The sequence below is a fragment of the Bradyrhizobium sp. genome, assembly GCF_036735945.1.
GTDB lineage: Bacteria > Pseudomonadota > Alphaproteobacteria > Rhizobiales > Xanthobacteraceae > Bradyrhizobium.
In genome coordinates, this window is sequence record NZ_DAINNI010000108.1 from 1 (window position 1) to 16,494 (window position 16,494).

At 66.3% G+C, this 16,494-nt stretch carries 12 protein-coding genes and 1 pseudogene; 6 read left to right on the forward strand and 7 right to left on the reverse strand.

Annotation, left to right across the window (positions count from 1 at the left end; all coding sequences use genetic code 11):
• Nucleotides 1-409: superoxide dismutase (locus tag V7E26_RS23815; protein WP_324420894.1), on the reverse strand; the 409-nt coding region annotated here is incomplete at its 3' end.
• 173 nt (nt 410-582) lie between these two features.
• Between V7E26_RS23815 and V7E26_RS23820 the strand changes: the two genes are divergently transcribed.
• The 3 genes from V7E26_RS23820 to V7E26_RS23830 all read left to right on the forward strand — a co-directional run bounded on the left by V7E26_RS23820 (nt 583) and on the right by V7E26_RS23830 (nt 3,121).
• Nucleotides 583-1,122 carry a GNAT family N-acetyltransferase gene (locus V7E26_RS23820; protein WP_324420896.1) on the forward strand — a complete coding sequence of 180 codons (540 nt, stop codon included), beginning with the start codon at nt 583-585 and terminating at the stop codon, nt 1,120-1,122.
• An 86-nt stretch (nt 1,123-1,208) separates the two neighbouring features.
• Nucleotides 1,209-2,591, forward strand: a complete 1,383-nt coding sequence (locus tag V7E26_RS23825; RefSeq protein ID WP_324420899.1) for an MATE family efflux transporter — start codon at nt 1,209-1,211, stop codon at nt 2,589-2,591.
• A gap of 86 nt (nt 2,592-2,677) precedes the next feature.
• Nucleotides 2,678-3,121, forward strand: coding sequence for a DUF2147 domain-containing protein (locus V7E26_RS23830; RefSeq protein ID WP_324420900.1), 444 nt, complete (start codon nt 2,678-2,680; stop codon nt 3,119-3,121).
• A 118-nt stretch (nt 3,122-3,239) separates the two neighbouring features.
• Here V7E26_RS23830 and V7E26_RS23835 read toward each other — a convergent pair whose 3' ends face one another.
• The 4 genes from V7E26_RS23835 to V7E26_RS23850 form a co-directional block, all read right to left on the reverse strand.
• Nucleotides 3,240-4,394 (reverse strand): DUF3095 domain-containing protein, encoded by a 1,155-nt coding sequence (locus V7E26_RS23835; RefSeq protein ID WP_324420902.1) that lies wholly within the window; start codon nt 4,392-4,394, stop codon nt 3,240-3,242.
• 75 nt (nt 4,395-4,469) lie between these two features.
• Nucleotides 4,470-6,338 (reverse strand): molecular chaperone HtpG, encoded by a 1,869-nt coding sequence (gene htpG / locus V7E26_RS23840; protein WP_324420904.1) that lies wholly within the window; start codon nt 6,336-6,338, stop codon nt 4,470-4,472.
• A 104-nt stretch (nt 6,339-6,442) separates the two neighbouring features.
• The gene (locus V7E26_RS23845; protein WP_324420906.1) at nt 6,443-8,419 is read right to left on the reverse strand and encodes an HlyD family type I secretion periplasmic adaptor subunit; all 1,977 of its coding nucleotides are present in this window, start codon (nt 8,417-8,419) and stop codon (nt 6,443-6,445) included.
• A complete protein-coding gene (locus V7E26_RS23850) occupies nt 8,416-10,137 on the reverse strand; it encodes a type I secretion system permease/ATPase (protein WP_324420916.1) in 1,722 nt (573 codons plus the stop codon). Before V7E26_RS23850 ends, V7E26_RS23845 begins: the two co-directional genes overlap by 4 nt.
• 557 nt (nt 10,138-10,694) lie before the next feature.
• Between V7E26_RS23850 and V7E26_RS23855 the strand changes: the two genes are divergently transcribed.
• The 3 genes from V7E26_RS23855 (at nt 10,695) to V7E26_RS23865 (ending at nt 15,343) form a co-directional block, all read left to right on the forward strand.
• Nucleotides 10,695-12,134, forward strand: coding sequence for a hypothetical protein (locus V7E26_RS23855; protein WP_324420908.1), 1,440 nt, complete (start codon nt 10,695-10,697; stop codon nt 12,132-12,134).
• 257 nt (nt 12,135-12,391) lie between these two features.
• Nucleotides 12,392-14,257 carry an ethylbenzene dehydrogenase-related protein gene (locus tag V7E26_RS23860; protein WP_324420910.1) on the forward strand — a complete coding sequence of 622 codons (1,866 nt, stop codon included), beginning with the start codon at nt 12,392-12,394 and terminating at the stop codon, nt 14,255-14,257.
• On the forward strand, nt 14,258-15,343 hold the full coding sequence (locus tag V7E26_RS23865; protein WP_324420912.1) for a 2Fe-2S iron-sulfur cluster-binding protein: 1,086 nt from the start codon (nt 14,258-14,260) through the stop codon (nt 15,341-15,343).
• A 12-nt stretch (nt 15,344-15,355) separates the two neighbouring features.
• Here V7E26_RS23865 and V7E26_RS23870 read toward each other — a convergent pair whose 3' ends face one another.
• Nucleotides 15,356-16,162 (reverse strand): MBL fold metallo-hydrolase, encoded by an 807-nt coding sequence (locus V7E26_RS23870; RefSeq protein WP_324420914.1) that lies wholly within the window; start codon nt 16,160-16,162, stop codon nt 15,356-15,358.
• Between the two features lie 69 nt (nt 16,163-16,231).
• Nucleotides 16,232-16,494, reverse strand: a pseudogene (locus V7E26_RS23875) (short-chain dehydrogenase); the annotation flags it as partial.

Genomic DNA, 16,494 nt, shown 5'->3' on the forward strand with positions numbered 1-16,494 from the left:
GCTTGCCGTTCTTGACCGACAGCCAGCACCAGCCGGAGCCGAACTGGCCGACGCCAGCGGCGGCGAAATCGGCCTTGAACTTGTCGAGGCCGCCGAGGTCCTCGGCGATCTTCTTTTCCAGGCGGCCGGGCAGCTTGCTGCCGCCGCCGTTCGGCTTCATCCAGTTCCAGAAATGCAGGTGGTTGTAGTGCTGGCCGGCATTGTTGAACACGGCCGGGTTCTTGCCGAACGAGCCCTTGACGATGTCCTCGAGGGACTTGCCTTCGAACTCGGTCCCCTTGATCGCATTGTTTCCGTTGGTCACGTAAGCCTGGTGATGCTTGTCGTGGTGGTATTCCAGCGTTTCCTTGGACATGTGGGGCGCAAGGGCGTCGTGGGAATAGGGCAGATTGGGCAGCGTGAAGGTCATGGCGTGATGTCCGAACTGATGGGAGAGCAATCTAACGGGATTTCTTATAGAAGGTTCCATTGCGCATAAACACCGCAATTTGGCAAAACGGCCGAGGTCTTCGGTAAGGCCCGTCCCGCGCCCGGCGTATGACGGGCCTCGGACCCGCAGGTCTGGCACAACATGGCGGCGAAATGAGCATTGAAATCGATGTCCTGAACGGGGATTCGTCATGGCCGAAGGCCGAGCCGCTGATGCAGGCGGTCTGGCCACGCCATGTCGTGGAAAAACTGCCCTGGGGCCGCGTCAAATGGGCCCATGCGGATTTGCGCGTGCTGATCGACGCGCCGGAGGATTCGCCCGATCCCGGCCTTGCCTGCCATGTCGGCGTCTACTTCCGCACCGGCACCTGGGACGGGCGCAAGGTGCAGATCGGCGGCATCGGCGGCGTTTCGACGCGCCAGGACTGCCGCGGCCGCGGCTACGCCACCCTGGCGCTGAACGCCGCGGTCAGGACGCTGCGCGATCACGAGGCCGTCAGGTTCGCGATTCTGTTCTGTGAGCCGCACAACGAAGCGTTCTATCAGGCGCGCGGCTGGCATCGTTTTGAGGGCGAGGTCTATGCCGAGCAGCCTGGGGGAAGAATTCGCTTCGATGTCATGGCTCCCTACATATTCGATTTCACGCGCAAGCCGCGCGATGGAATAATCGACCTATGCGGCCTGCCGTGGTGACCCCTGCATTTGCAACAGGTGCCCTGGCGCGGACAAGCCGGATAATATGTCATCCATAATCCATTGATTTGAATCACCGGTGACGTATGACCATTGATGCCCCGATCGACGTGCGTCCCGCCGCGGTTCCGTCAGCGCCGACCAACGCGATCCTTACCTCCCCGATCCTGCGGACGCTCCTGAAACTCGCGCTTCCCAATGCGATCGCGATGGTCGGCACGACGCTGGTGGCAGTCGCCGAGACTTCCTATATCGGCCGCCTCGGCACCGAGCCGCTCGCCGGCATCGCGCTGGTGTTTCCCTTCCTCATGCTGACGCAGATGATGTCGGCCGGCGCGATGGGCGGCGGCGTTTCCTCCGCGATCAGCCGCGCGCTCGGCGCGGGCGATCGCGACCGCGCGGCGACGCTGGCGCTGCATGCGGCGATGATCGGCGCCTGCGCCGGCCTGTTCTTTACCGTGACGATGCTGGTGTTCGGCCGCGCGTTCTACACGCTGCTCGGCGGGCGCGGCGGCGTGCTTGACGAGGCCATGCAATATTCCCACGTGCTGTTCGCCGGGGCGATTTCGATCTGGCTGGTCAATACGCTGGCCTCGGTGGTGCGCGGCACCGGCGACATGCGGATCCCCTCGGTGACGCTGATCGGCACCGCGCTGGTACAGATCGCGGTCGGCGGCGCATTGGGCCTTGGGCTGTTCGGCCTGCCGAAATACGGCATGGGCGGCGTCGCCGCGGGCCAGCTCACCGCCTTCACGCTCGGCGCGCTGTTTCTCGCCTGGTACCTGCTCTCCGGCCAGAGCCGGCTGACGCTGAAGCTGAAGGGCTTCACGCTCCAGCGCGACATGTTCTTCGACATTCTCAAGGTGGGCGCGGTGTCCTGCCTGTCGCCGCTGCAGACCGTGCTGACGGTGCTGATCTTCACCAAGATCCTCGCCGGCTACGGCACCGAGACGCTGGCGGGCTATGGCATGGGCTCGCGGCTGGAATTCCTGCTGACGCCGATCTCGTTCGCCTTCGGCGTCGCCTCGGTGCCGATGGTCGGGATGGCGATGGGCGCGGGCCTCGTGACGCGCGCGCGGCAGGTGGCGTGGACCGCGGGCGCCGCGGCCGCCGTCACGGTGGGCGCGATCGGGCTCATTGTCGCGGTGATGCCGTTCCTCTGGATCTCGATGTTCACCAGCGATCCCGGCGTGACCGCGGCGGCTTCCACCTATCTGGTCTGGGCGGGCCCTGCCTTCGCCTTTTTCGGGCTGGGCGTCTGCCTCTATTTCTCTTCGCAGGGGGCCGCGAAGGTCGGCGGGCCCGTGATGGCCGGCACCGCACGGCTATTGATCGTCGGCGGCGGTGGCTGGCTGCTGGCCTCGGCGGGCGCGCCGGCCTGGACCTTGTTCGCGCTGGTCGGCGCAGCGATGGTCGTCTACGGCCTCGGCACCGCGCTGTCGGTGCGCCTCACCGACTGGAGCAAATAGCCTCAGCCATTCCCGCACACGCAATCGTACGTTGCGCGAATCTGATTTGTTGCTAAGCAGGCCTGCTTTTTCCGAAGGAATGATTCATGGCCTGCACAAGAATTCTCGTGATCGCTGTCACGGCGGCATTGCTGTCCGCTACCTCCGCGCTGGCGCAAGGCGCCGCTGAGCCGAACGGCGTCTGGCTGACCCAGGCCGGCGACGCGCGGGTCAAGATCAGCAAGTGCGGCGGCGGCATCTGCGGCGTGATCATCGGCCTGAAGGAGCCGATCGATCCGGCCACCGGCAAGCCGCAGGTCGACGACAAGAATCCCAATCCGGCGCTGAAGAAGCGACCGATGATAGGGCTCTCCTTGTTCAGCGCCATGCGGCCGATAGCCGCCAACAAATGGTCGGGCCAGATCTACAACGCCGACGACGGCGGCACCTATGCGAGCAGCATCTCGATGGCCGGACCGGATACGCTGCGCGTCGAAGGCTGCGTCGGCGCGCTCTGCGGCGGCGAGACCTGGACGCGGGTGGGGAGGTAGCGATTCTCGGGTGGGCAAAGCGAAGCGTGCCCACCATTCAGTGCGGCGAACTTGGAGAGATGGTGGGCACGTCGCTGGCGCTCCTCTGCCCACCCTACGAAGCTTTACCCTACGGCATCTACGCCGCCATCGCCTTCAGCGCGGTTGCCGCAGACGCGTAGCCGCCGCGGGCGCCGTCGATGAAGTGGACGTGGTCGCTGCGCATCACCGAGGGCGTGAAGCAGGTCATCATCGCGGCGTCCTGCCGGTGCAGGCCGTAGCGCACGATTTTCTCCGACGCCGCCCTGGCAAGAAATTCGGCCAGCGCGCGCTCCAGTTCGACGGTGCAGTCGAGGATCATGCGCAGGCCGTCGTCATATTTGCGGAAGTCGGAATTCTCCACCACCTGCTGCACATAGTTCTTCGGCACGAAATTGCCGACCTTGATGCCGAAGCGCATCACGACATAGGCCCATAACGTGATCGCAAGCACGACCGTGCGCCGCTTCAGCAGCGGGCCGCCGCGTGCGGCGCGGGCTTCGTACTCGACGCCGGCCGGCGGCCAGCGCAGCGGCGGACCGCCCGGCGGCACCGGCCGTCCGGCGTCCGGGCTTTCCTCGACCAGGCTGATGATGTCCTCGATCACCCTGCGGAAGGCGCGCGGATCGGCGCCGCTGGCGGGCACCACCAGCACGGACAGAATGAGCCCGCGCGTAGCGGGGATTTCCTCGAACCGGCACGACAGCCCGGAGAGATCCGGCTGCGAACCCGGCGGCGCGGCCGCCACCGCAAACTCGCCGCGCTTCATCGCCGCGTCCGCCCAGCCCAGCCCGCCGCCGGAAAACATCGCGTAGGAAAGATTGGCCGAGGGGCCGAAGCGGGCAACGCGGATATCGAGGCCTTGCGCGCGGATGTCCCGCACCGGCACCAGCGCCACCCGCATCACGAGGTCGAGATCTTCCCGCACCCATGTTGCGGTTGCCGCCAGCGCCTCGCGGGCGCGCGCGAGGTCGCTCGGCGCCACCGCAAAGCTCGCGCCATCGCCGCCGAACACGAACGGAAATTCGCGCCCGTCGAGCGCATTGGTGACACCAGCGATGACGGCGGCGCCGGCCATGTTGACCGCCTTGTAGCGCTGGTTTGCGATCGCCTTGGTCGATTCCACGATGTCGGCGACGCCGACGGCCCAGTCGTCCGGCAGCGCCGAATACATCGCAGGGTCCATCAGGCTGCCAAAGCCGCGAAAGACCGGAATCGCGCCGTAGAAGATGTCGGTGCCGTCAAGCGTCGTCATGGCGATCTCGGCTACCCCAGCTTTGTGGCAGCTACGGCCGGAACTGGAATCCGGTTCAGCGCGCGGCGAAAAATCCTACCCCTTCGCCAGCCCCCGCAGCACCAGTTGATTGAGCCGGTTCGCAAACGCGGCCGGATCTTCCGGCAGTTCGCCATCGAGGATTTGCGCCTGCTCCAGCAGCAGGAACGACAAGTCTTTTGCCGCGTCCTTGCCGCCGGCAATCGCGGCGACCAAAGGGTGGCGCAGATTGATCTCCAGGATCGGCTTGGTCACCGGCCCCTTGTTCTGCATCGCCAGCAGCCGCTCGAGCATGCGGTCCTGCGCGCCGCCGCCGGCGACCAGGCACGAGGCGCTCGAGGTCAGCCGCTGCGAGGCGCGCACGTCGGAGACGCGCTCGCCGAGCGCATCCTTGATCAAGGCGATCGTGGTGGCTTCGTCCGCGCCCGGCTCGTCCTTCCTGTCGTCGGCCTTGTCGTCGAGCAGCGGGATCAGGCCGAAATCGATATCGCCCTGGCTCAACGACTTCAGCGGCTTGCCGCCGAAATCGAGCGGCGCCGAGGTCCAGAACGCATCAACCGGATCGGTCAGCAGCAGCACCTCGATGCCGCGGGCGGTGGCCGACTCCAGCTTCGGATTCGACTTCAGCCGCTCGATGCTGTCGCCGGTGAGATAGTAGATGTCGGTCTGGTTCGGCCTGATGTCGTCGACATACTGCTTCAGCGTGCGGTTCTCGCCCCTGGTCGTGGTAAAGCGCGACAGGCCGAGCAGCTTTTCGCGCCGCTCGAAATCTTCCCAGATGCCTTCCTTGATCACGGCACCGAACGCGTCCCAGATCTTGGCGAACGCCTCCGGCTCCTTGTCGCCGAGACTTTCCAGTTCCGAGATCACGCGGCCGGTTACGGCTTTGCGGATCTGCGCGAGTTGCGGGTTGTTCTGCAGCATCTCTCGCGAAATGTTGAGCGGCAGGTCTTCGCTGTCGATCACGCCGCGGATGAAGCGCAAATAGGCCGGCAGGAGGTCGGCGTCGTCAGCGATGAAGACGCGGCGGACATAGAGCTTGACCTTGCCCTTGCGCGCCTGGTCGAACAGATCGAACGGTTTGTTCGACGGCGCGAACAGCAGCACCGCGTAGGACTGCCGGCCTTCGGCGCGGTAATGCAGCGTCATCGCCGGCTCGTCGAATGCGCCGGCGGCCTGCTGGTAGGCCTGTTTGTAGTCTTCCGGCTTGAGCTCCGATTTCGGCCGCTGCCAGAGCGCGCTGGCGGAATTGATCTGGCGCGGCTCGCCCTCCTCCGGCACCAGTTCGATCGGGAACTGGATATTGTCAGAATAAGCACGGACAATGCGCTCGATCTCGTAGGCCTCGAGATATTTCGCCGCCTCCTTCTTCAGATGCAGGACGATCTCGGTGCCACGCGTGACGCGGGCGGCGTCTTCCTCGCCGGCCGGCGCGATCTCGAATCCGCTGCCGCCCGAAGACGACCAGACGAACGCCTGATCGGAGCCGGCGCGGCGGCTGGTGACGACGATGCGGTCGGCGACCATGAACGCGGCATAGAAGCCGACGCCGAACTGGCCGATCAGGTTAGCGCCGTCCTTGGCCTCGGTGAGGCGGGACAGGAACGACCTGGTGCCGGAGCGCGCGATGGTGCCGAGATTGTCGATCAGTTCCTGCCGGTCCATGCCGATGCCGCTGTCGATCACGCTGAGCGTGTCGGCCTTCTTGTCCGGCACGATGCGGATTCTTGGCGGCGCGCCATCGGCGATCAGCTCAGGCGCGGCGATCGCCTCATAGCGCAGCTTGTCGCAGGCGTCCGACGCGTTTGAGATCAACTCGCGCAGGAAGATGTCGGTCTCCGAATAGACCGAGTGCACCATCAGGTTCAGGAGTTCGGCGACCTCGGCCTGGAACGGCTGGGATTCGGGGGCAGCGGAAGCGGTCATACGGGTCTCGCAATCGGCACAAGGCAGGACGGAAAGCCCTGATATAGCGCGGCCATCCGAAGTGGCAAGTTTGCGAGAACGCCTGAAGCCCCTGCTTGCCCCCCTCACCGCTCGACGAAGGCACGCTGGAACTGGTCCAGGATCGGCTTGAACAGGTAGCTCAGCATGGTGCGGCTGCCGGTCTGCATGAACACTTCCGCGGGCATGCCGGAGACAAGCTTCAGCCCGGCGAGAAGCCGGCGCTCCTCTTCCGGCAGCATGATGCGGACGGTGAAATAGGACATGCCGCTCTGCTGGTCGCGGGTCGTGTCGGGCGAGACGAACGACACCTGCCCGATCAATTGCGGCGTGACGCGCTGGTTGAATGCCGAGAAACGGACGAAAGCCTGCTGGCCCTTGCGCACCTGGTCGATGTCGTTCGGTTGCAGCCGCGCCTCGATCTGCAGATCGTCGGAATCCGGCACCACCTCCATGATGGTGTCGCCGGCGCGAATCACGCCGCCGATGGTATGGGCGGCAAGCTGGTGGACCACGCCCGAGGTCGGAGCGCGCAGCTCGATGCGTTCGAGCACGTCGCGCGCGGCGACGGCGCGCTCCGAGAGCTCAGCTTCCTTGCCCTGGACTTCGCCGAGCTCCTTGACGACTTCGGTGCGGACATCCTGGTCGAGCCTGACCATCTGAAGCTTGGCCTCGTCGACCTTGGCCCTGGTCTCGGCGATGGTCGAGATCAACTGGCCGCGTTCGCCTTCGATTCGCGCGCTCTCGCGCTGCAGGGTCGTAAGCCGCGCCAGCGGCACCAGACGCTTTTCGAACAGATCCTGGACGCCGGTGAGTTCGCCGGTGATCAGCTCCAGCTGCTTGGCCTTGGACACGACCTGGGCGTCGAGGCCGATGATCTCCTCGCCGAGCTGCGAGACCTTGCTCTGCAACAATTGCTTCTGGCTCTCGCGCGCGGTCACCCGCGCCCTGAACAGCGAAGCTTCGGAGGCGAGCAGCGTCTTGACGTTGGCGTCCTCCAGCCGGGTCGACAATTCCGGCGGGATCGCCGGCTTGGGCAGGCCGTCGCGCTCGGCGACCAGGCGCGAGCCCTTCGCCCGCACCTCGTCGAGCTGCTTGCTCACCACCTGAAGGCTGGCCTGCGCCTGCGTCGAATCCAGCCGCAGCAGCAGATCGCCGGCATTGACCCGCATGCCGTTGTTGACGGCGATCTTCGCCACCACGCCGCCGGTCGGGTGCTGGATCGCCTTGACGTTGGACTGCACCACCAGATTGCCCGGCACCACGACGGCGCCCGACAACGGCACGAACGCCATCCAGCCGCCGGCGAGGCCGCCGACAATGATCAGCGCCCGCAAGCCGGTGCGCAATTCGTTCTCGAAGGCGCGGCCCGCATGCTGCGTGATGCTCTCGCCGGGCGCGACCGCTTCCGCCGATGCATTGCTGTTCGCGAGGAAGGCGACGCCGGCGGTCAGGCCGTTGCGGACGACGTTCGTCATCGAACGATCTGACGTCACCGCGCCGGCCGTATTCGGCGGCGCCAATTGCGGCGCCTCGAGGCGAGGCGGCTCCCGCCGCTCGTCGATCCGCAACAGCTCCGGCCGCGCCCTCGGAATGTTCAGAAGCGAGGGATCGTCGGGCGCGAACATCGGGCCCCGCGCCTGCCGCTCGTGCCGCCGCGCCTTGTCCGCGGCTTCGCGCATGCGGCCCGGCGACGGTTGGGGTGGCACAAATTGCGGCTCGCGCGTGCGGCGGCCGCGCGGCGCCGGCGGCTCGATATCGACATGATCAGGTTGGGACGATCCGAACGGGCTGAGCCAGGCATCGAGCACGCGCCCGACCTTGCCCTTCCTGCTCCGCTTCGGGCGGCCCGGACGCGGGCGGCGCGCCGCCGCACCGTCGTCCTGCGGCGAAGGACGGCGAGACGGTTGCCGCTGCTCCGGCTGATTATCCTGCTCGAAAGCCTGGCGCAACCGCTGCAATTCGAGAATCAGCGCCTGGCCCTGCGGCCCGGCGGCTTCCTCATCCGTTCCTTCGAACCGGCTCCGCATCGCTCTGTCGTCGGCGCGATCGAAACTCTTCATGATGGAACACTCTCGGCAAGTGACGCACGCGGCTCGGCCTTGGCCTGCGGTGCAGGCTGCGCCGGCGCCGGCGTGGGCGCGCCCTTGCCGTTGGCGTTGCGGACGCGCGCGAAAACTTCCGCGCTCGGCCCGAACGCGATCGCCTTGCCTTCATAGAGCACCATCGTCATGTCGAGCGCGGAGAGCGCGCTCGGACGATGCGAGATGACGACGACGATGGACTTGTTCTGGCGCATGATCCCGATGGCGCGCGTCAGCGCATTTTCACCGTCGGCATCGAGGTTGGCGTTGGGCTCGTCGAGCACCAGCAGGAAGGGATCGCCATACACCGCGCGCGCCAGCCCGACGCGCTGCTTCTGGCCGGCCGACAGCGACATGCCGCCGGCCCCGATCCGCGTCGCATAGCCCTCCGGCAGGCGCAGGATGATGTCATGGACGCCGGCGATCTGCGCGGCCTTGAGGATGGCGTTGGAATCCGCGTTTTCCTCGAAACGGCAGATGTTCTCGGCGACGGTGCCGTCGAACAGGCCGACATCCTGCGGCAGATAGCCGATGTGGCGGCCGAGATCCTCGTTGCGCCATTGATCGAGCGCCGCGCCGTCGAGCCGCACGGCGCCGCGATGCGCCGGCCAGATTCCGACCAGCGCCTTCGACAGCGACGTCTTGCCCGACGCGCTCGCTCCGAGCAGCGCCAGCCCGGAGCCGGCCTTGAGCGAAAACGAGACGCCGGAGACGATCGGCATGTCGAAGCCGGGTGCCGCCACCGCGAGATTCTGCACGGACAATTCGCGGCCCGGGCGCGGCAGCATCACCGGCGGCGTCGGCGGCGGCGCGGTCGCCTTGCAGATGTCGCGCAGGCGTGCCAGTCCCTGGCGGGCGGCCGCGAGCTGCTTCCAGGTGCCGAGCGCGATTTCGACCGGCGCCAGCGCGCGCCCCATCAGGATCGAGGACGCGATCATGATGCCGCCCGAAGCCTTGTCGGCAATGACGAGATAGGCGCCCATGCCGAGCATGGCCGATTGCAGCACGTAGCGCAGCACCTTCGCGGCCGAGCCGAGATTGGCCTGCACGTCGGTCGAGCGGATATTTTCCTGCAGATAGCGCTCGTTGGCGTGCGACCAGCGCGTCGTCAATCGGTCGGTCATGCCGAGCGCCCGCACGATCTCGGCGTTGCGCTGCGTCGCATCCGCGAGCACCTGGCGCTGCGCATTCATATCCATCGCCGACTTGGCCGCGCCGCGCGAGATCCGCTCGTTCACCAGGGTCATGGAAATGATGGCTACGGTGCCGGCCAGCGCCGTGAAACCGATCACCGGATGAAACAGAAACAGACCGAGCAGAAAGAGCGGGATCCACGGCATGTCCAGAAACGCCGTCGGCCCCATGCCCGACATGAAGGTGCGCACCTGGTCGAGATCGCGCAGCGGCTGCTGCATCAGCACCGGCTTGACGCCGCGCAGCGGCAGGGTGGCGAGCGCCCAATGGATGGAGGACTGCAGGCCGGCGTCGAACAGCGTTGCGATCCGGCACAGCATCCGCGACCGCATCGCGTCGAAATAGCCCTGCACCACATAGGCGAGCAGCACCATCACGGACAGGCCGAACAGGGTCGCGAGGTTACGGCTCGGAATCACCCGGTCGTACACCTGCAGCATGTAGACCGAGCCCGACAGCATCAGGATGTTGATGACGCCGCTGAACACGGCGACGCCGATCATGCGGCGCGCACTCGCGCGCAGCGCGGTCGCAACGGGATCGTCGCCGGCCAGCGTCGAACGCAGGCCGGAGATTGCGCGCGACATTTGCGCTGCTCGCGCCTGTGGCTGGCCTTGAGCCATACTCATTGAACTGCCCTTCGACCCACACGACCGGCGGATATTCCTGCTGGTCTCCTTGACGCGCGATGCGGTCCATTTTTCGACGAGAATGCGACGAACGCCGATTGTTCACGTTCGCGCGTGGGTAGAACGATGGCAAAGGCCTCTACAGTTCCGCGGCGACGCACCACGAAGCGGACGAAACCCGAAGGCATCTCGAATGGTTGCGAAGCGCGCGGAAGAAACGCGTTCCCGCACGCCACCTCGCTCGTCATTTTTCGGCGCGGCCAGCGTCACGGATTCGTCCGTCTATAACCTTGCTTCGGCGCTCAATGGTCGCCGTCTCGGCCGAATGACGCCACGAAGCTTGATGATCTTTCGTTGTGCGGACATCCCGCTCCCCGGCGGATGGCAGCGCGCACCCGTCAGGAAGTCCACGGAAATGCAGGGGACGAACAATGGCTCGTTTCGCTTACGGAGATCAGCCCGATCTTGATCCCGATCTCCCGAACAATGAAGTCGCCAGTCCGCCGGTCGCTCCGGCCTCGCCGCCGCTGGCGCCATCAGACGAGACGCCGCAGGCCAACGAACCCGCGCCACGCCCCATCGGTTCGAGCTTCTCCGACCTCGGCGCCACCTTCAACGGCGTGGTGCGTCCGACGGTCGACGTTTCGTCGCCAAACGTCGTCGACCAGACCACGCCGGTGGCCAGCAGCATCGCGCACCAGACCAACGATCTCGCCATGGTGCAGAACAATCTGATGGCCGAGGTCAATGCAGGGCAGTTTTCCGGCGCCAGGCTCGGCCATGTTCAGGCGATCCTGTCCGACCTCACCAGCGCCATTTCGGCAGCCAACGCCACGTCGAGCGCCGCGGGCCTGTCCGGCGGCGCCGCCGCGGCACAGGAAACGATTCGCGCCAGCCAGCTCAGCATCATCAATGCCGTCACCACCGATCTCGTGCTGGCCAGTCCGGCGCCTGACACGCCGCCGCCGGAACCGGCCGGCGATGCGAAGCCGCACAATCTCACCGAGATCGGCGCGCTGTTCGACGATGTCACCAGCCAGATCCTTGGCGGCGTCAACGACGACAACCGGGCGCAGATCAGCGATGACATCAACGCCGTGATATCGGACATCCAGGCGCTGATGGCGGCCGACCCCAAACTGTTCGACGGGCTGACCGGCGAGCACGCCGACAAGATCGTGCAGCAGCTGCAACTCGAGCTGGTTTACATCAACGACGCCGACATCAGCCCGACCGCTGCGCAGGCCAGCAACGACAATATCCACGACATCATCGAGCTCATCCAGGGCGATGCCAAGCTGGCGGATCTGGCGCCGCACGACGGCAGCGCGCCCGCCACGCCGAACACCCTCGCTCCGGATCCGATACATCTCGACACTGCCGTCGAGACGACGTTGGTGGCCAATTTCATCGCGCAGTCCAATGCGCTCGGAAAACAGGCCGTCGATCTCGTCGGCAGCAACGACGCCAAGGCCATCGCCGCGCTGATCGACGATCTGAAGGCGTTCGAGAAGGGCGTCACCGACCTCGGCGCGGATCAGGGCGGCACGCTCGGCGTCGAGATCGCTGCAATGATCAAGGGCTTGCAGACCGGCAACGCGAACCTCGTCACCGCGGCAGCCGACCAGATGCACGGCAATGCGGTCGATATCGGCGGCAGCAGTGTTCCGGCGGGCGGAGGCACCTACAACACGGACGGCGTGACGGTCGCCGAGGTGCTGGGAACGCCGGTCGCGGAGGCGACGCCGGCGGCTGCCGCTGCAAGCGAGCCCGTGGAAATTGTGGTCGCCGACCTCGCCGCACCGGCGATCGCCGATCACGAGCATTCACCGGCCCCCGAACTGTCGCATCTGCATCACTTGTGGGGATAGCGGCGCGCGGCACGACCTCCAGCGTTCCCGATGCTCCGGGGACGCTGGAGGCCGATTCATCAAGAGAAGCGCGTTCGCCGGTCCGGCTGACGCGGCGGGCGGACGAAGATGCGTTCGTTGCCCCCGGTTCGCCAAGGGCGATCAATAAACGAGGGTCTCGGCAACAAGAGACCACCATCAAAAACAATTCAGCGACATCGGCGGTTGGTGGAACCGGCGTGGTTGCTGCTCCAGAAGCGAAGTAGCGGGGCGTAGGTGTGAGGCAGCGTAAGACCGACTATGGGACCATCATTCTGCACTGGACGTTCGTCGCGGCATTCGCCGTTGCGCTCGTTACCGGTCTGCGCATTGCGACCGAAACGCCCGACCGGACCTGGATCAACTGGTTCGACCTCGTACTGCCGCGCGACAGCGTATGGGTCGCCCACATGCAGGCGGCCATCGTCCTCGTCGCCGTGGCGATCGGCTACATCGTCTACATGCTGCGCTCCGGCCTCGGGCGCCGCGTCCAGGTCGACAGGGTTCGCCTGCGCGGCCTGTTCCGCCGCGGGCATGCGAGGCTCGGCGCGGTGATTGCCCTGATGTACTGGATCTTCTTCATCGCCATGTCCGGCCTCCTGGTCAGCGGCGGGCTGCTCTATTTCGGCTTCTACTCCGGCTACGACGTCGCCATGCTGCATTGGGTGGGGACCTGGGTCATCCTCGCCTTCGTTGTGCTCCACGTCCTGACGCAGTACAGGAGCGGCGGCGCTTCGCAGCTCTTGCGCATCTTCCGTCCAGCCCCGCTGCCGGCGCCGCCGCCGCGGCTCGACGCCATCGAACTGCTGGGCCTGCTCGCCGAACAGTCGGCGCGTCCGCCGGAATCCGAACATGCCGCCGCGCCGCACGAGGTCTCGCTGCAGCCGCGCGCCGATATGCGGCGCCCGGCGGAGTCGGATCGCACGCCGCCAAAAGCGGGATCGGCGCGCCCGCGAAACCCGACGCTGCAGGCCAACGCCTTCGTCGTGGCGGCCGCCGCGGCGCTGACCGGCGCCTCGCTGCTGGTGGCCACCGACCGTCTGGCGGTCGACACCGTGCACATCCACCGCATCAATCCCGCCGACGCGCCGGTCCTCGATGGCGACACGTCCGATCGGGCCTGGCGCGGCGTCAGGCCGTTCTCGCTGCTGACAGGCGAAGGCGGCAACTTCGACGGCAAGGGCGAGACCCGGATCGAAATCCGCGCGGTGCATGACGGCACCTACGCCTATTTCCTCTTCACCTGGGAAGATTCGACGCGCTCGCTGAAACAACTGCCGCTGATCAAGGAGGCAGATGGGTGGCATCTGCTGCATTCCGGCTTTCAGGTCGGCGACGAGCATCAGTACAACGAGGACAAGTTCTCGGTGTTGCTGACGACCTCCGACGTCACGCTGGCCGGCGGCCGGACCTTCCATCCAGGGCCGCAGCCGATCGCCAGCGCACCGGCCACCATGAGCGGCCGCGGCCTGCACTACACCGCCGCCGGTTACGCCGATGTCTGGCAGTGGAAGGCGACGAGCAGCGCGGCCGGCTGGATGGATGACACCCATTTCGGTCCGCCGCTCAATCCGACCCCGATGCAGACGGCGAACGTCGTGCCGTATAAGGGCGGCTTCGCGCCCGATCCGGGAACGGCGAACTACCGCGACAATTTCACGGTCGAGGCCGACTCCACCGGCGGCCCGCGCCATAGCCGCCTGGTTGCGCCGCTGCGACTGCCCAAGGTCGTCGCCGCCACGACCGACGCGCTGGGCGATATCGATCTCGATCCCACGCACGGCGAAAGCGACGGCGCGCGCTGGTTCATGACCGAGCAGGATTCGACGCTCTATTCAACCGAGCTGGACGCCCGCATCCCGATCGGAACCGTCATCCCCGGCGTCATCCTCGGCGGTGAATTTTCAGGCGATCGCGCCGACATTCGATGTGCCAGCCGCTGGGCTTCCGGCCTGTGGGCGCTGGAGGTGAAGCGGCGGCTCGACACCACAAGCGAGTTTGACGTGCCGATCCGGAGCGGCGTCCGCATGCGGGTCGCTGCGTTCGACCATAGCCAGATCAGACATACACGGCACGTCCGTCCTATTCGTATCGAGGTGGAATGAATGTCAAGGATCTGCAAAGTCATCATCAACGACGAGCCGCATCTGGCGAACCGCGGCGACCTCCTGCTCGATTGGGCGCTGATGAACGGCGTCGATCTTCCGCATGATTGCCGTTCCGGCGTTTGCGGCGCGTGCCGCGTGCGCCTGGTCGACGGCCAGGTCTATGGCGGCCACAGCCACGGCGACGAGATGATCCATGCCTGTCAGGCGCGAATCGTCTCCGATCTCGAGATTGCGATCGAGCCTGCGCCCGAACCTGTGTCGCTTTCGGCGGAAGTGGCGCAGACCGTCCAGCTCGCGCCCGATGTGGTGGGCGTCGACATCGAGCTGCCGAAGCCGCTCGACTACCTTCCCGGCCAGTACTGCAAACTGCAGTTCCAGGGATTCCCCGCAAGATCGTACAGCCCGACCTTTCCGCTGGAAGGCTCGCCGCACGATCACCTCTTGCATTTCCACATCCGCAAGGTCTCGGACGGCCTGGTCTCCTCGGCGCTCGGCAACGACATCCGCCCCGGTCACCGCGTCAAGCTGACCGGGCCGTACGGCCGCGCGTTCTTCCGTCAGGGCCATGAGGGCCGCATCGTTCTCGTCGCCAGCGGCACCGGCTTTGCGCCGATGTGGTCGGTTGCGGTCGCCGCCATCATGGAGCAGCCGAAACGCGAAATGGTGTTCATCGTCCAGGCGCGGAGCCTGCGCTCGCTATACATGCACGCCGCGCTCTGCCGCCTGGCGCTGTTTCCGAACGTCACCCTGATCCCGATGGTGTCGGAGCCGCAGCAGGTCTCGCATGCCGTCCGCGGCGGCCGGCCGACCGACCATCTGCCGCAACTGACGGCGGATGACGTGGTCTACACCGCCGGCGCGCCGGCGATGACGGACGCGGTCGCGCGGATCGCCAAGGCCGCGCGCGCAACCTGCTACACCGATCCGTTCGTGCAGGAGGCGCGGACGGTCGAGCAGCCCGGCCTGATGTCGCGCCTCACCGGCTGGCTCAACGAGCCAAAGGGCGCCATCCCGCTGCAGCCGGAGCAAAAGCCGTCGCCGCTGCCGCGCGGCGCCGCTGCGGTCGGCGTGGGCAACCGCTAGGACAGGGTCGCCTCAGCCGGCGATGGCCGCGATATACCGCCGGACAGACATCTCGAAGGCGGCCTTGGCATTGGCTTCGATGTTGCGACCCCACCACGCGCCGTAGATGCGGTCGAACCCCAGCGGCGCGACCCCATCGGCAATGCGGCGCACCGCCGCTGCATTGAGCGGAATGTAGTTCGGAAAGCTGTACATGAATGAGAGCGAGCGGCGGTCCATCGCGACCATCGCCACATCCCCGGTCAGCAAGGCCCCCTTCCCTTGCGCGCCCGCGCGCCAGTGCAGCACGGTGCCGCCGGCGAAATGGCCGCCGGTCCGCACCAGAAGGATGTCGTCGGATATCCGGTGACTGTCGCCGGTCCATGGCACGATGGATGGATGCGGCCGTGTGACGAAGGCGCGGTCGTCGCCGTGCAGATAGACCGGCACGCCACCGAACGCCTCGCTCCAGTCCGCGACCGCGCCGTAATAGTGCGGATGTGAAACGGCAATCGCCTTCAGGCCGCCAAGCGAACGAACGTGGTCGATGGCCTCGGGCGTGGCGAGCGGTACACAGTCCCACATCACGCAGCCATCGGCCTCCGGCACCAGCAGCGCACGCTGGCCGATCGCAAAACCGGGCTCGACGGCGATGCCAGCAATGCCGAGATCGTCACGCCAGACCAGTCTGTGCTCCTTCGCCAGCTCCTCGCGGGTGAGCCAGGTCTGGCCCTTCCAGTTGACATATTGCCGCTCGTCCTCGCAAACCACGCACGCGGTGGGTGGCGCGGTGCTATCGGGAAACTGGGCGCCACACTGTTCGCAGGTCCATAGCGGCATCGGCATCACTCCTGTCGGACGGAGTGGTAGCGCAAAACGAAACGGCAGCCCAATGCGCGGCGCCGTCCCTCACCACGGCTCCTTGAACGGCCGGATCTCCAATTCGAAGGTCCACGCGCTGCGTGGCTGCCGATATAGCTGCCAATAGGATTCCGCGACCGATGCGGGCGGCATCAGCGCATCCGGGTCTTTCACCGCGTCAGGCCCCTGCGACTCGATCCGCCGCTGGCGAACCCATTCGGTGTCGACGCCGGAATCGATGATCAGATGGGCGACGTGGATGTTCTTCGGCCCGAGTTCGCGCGCCATCGCCTGCGCCACCGCGCGAAGCC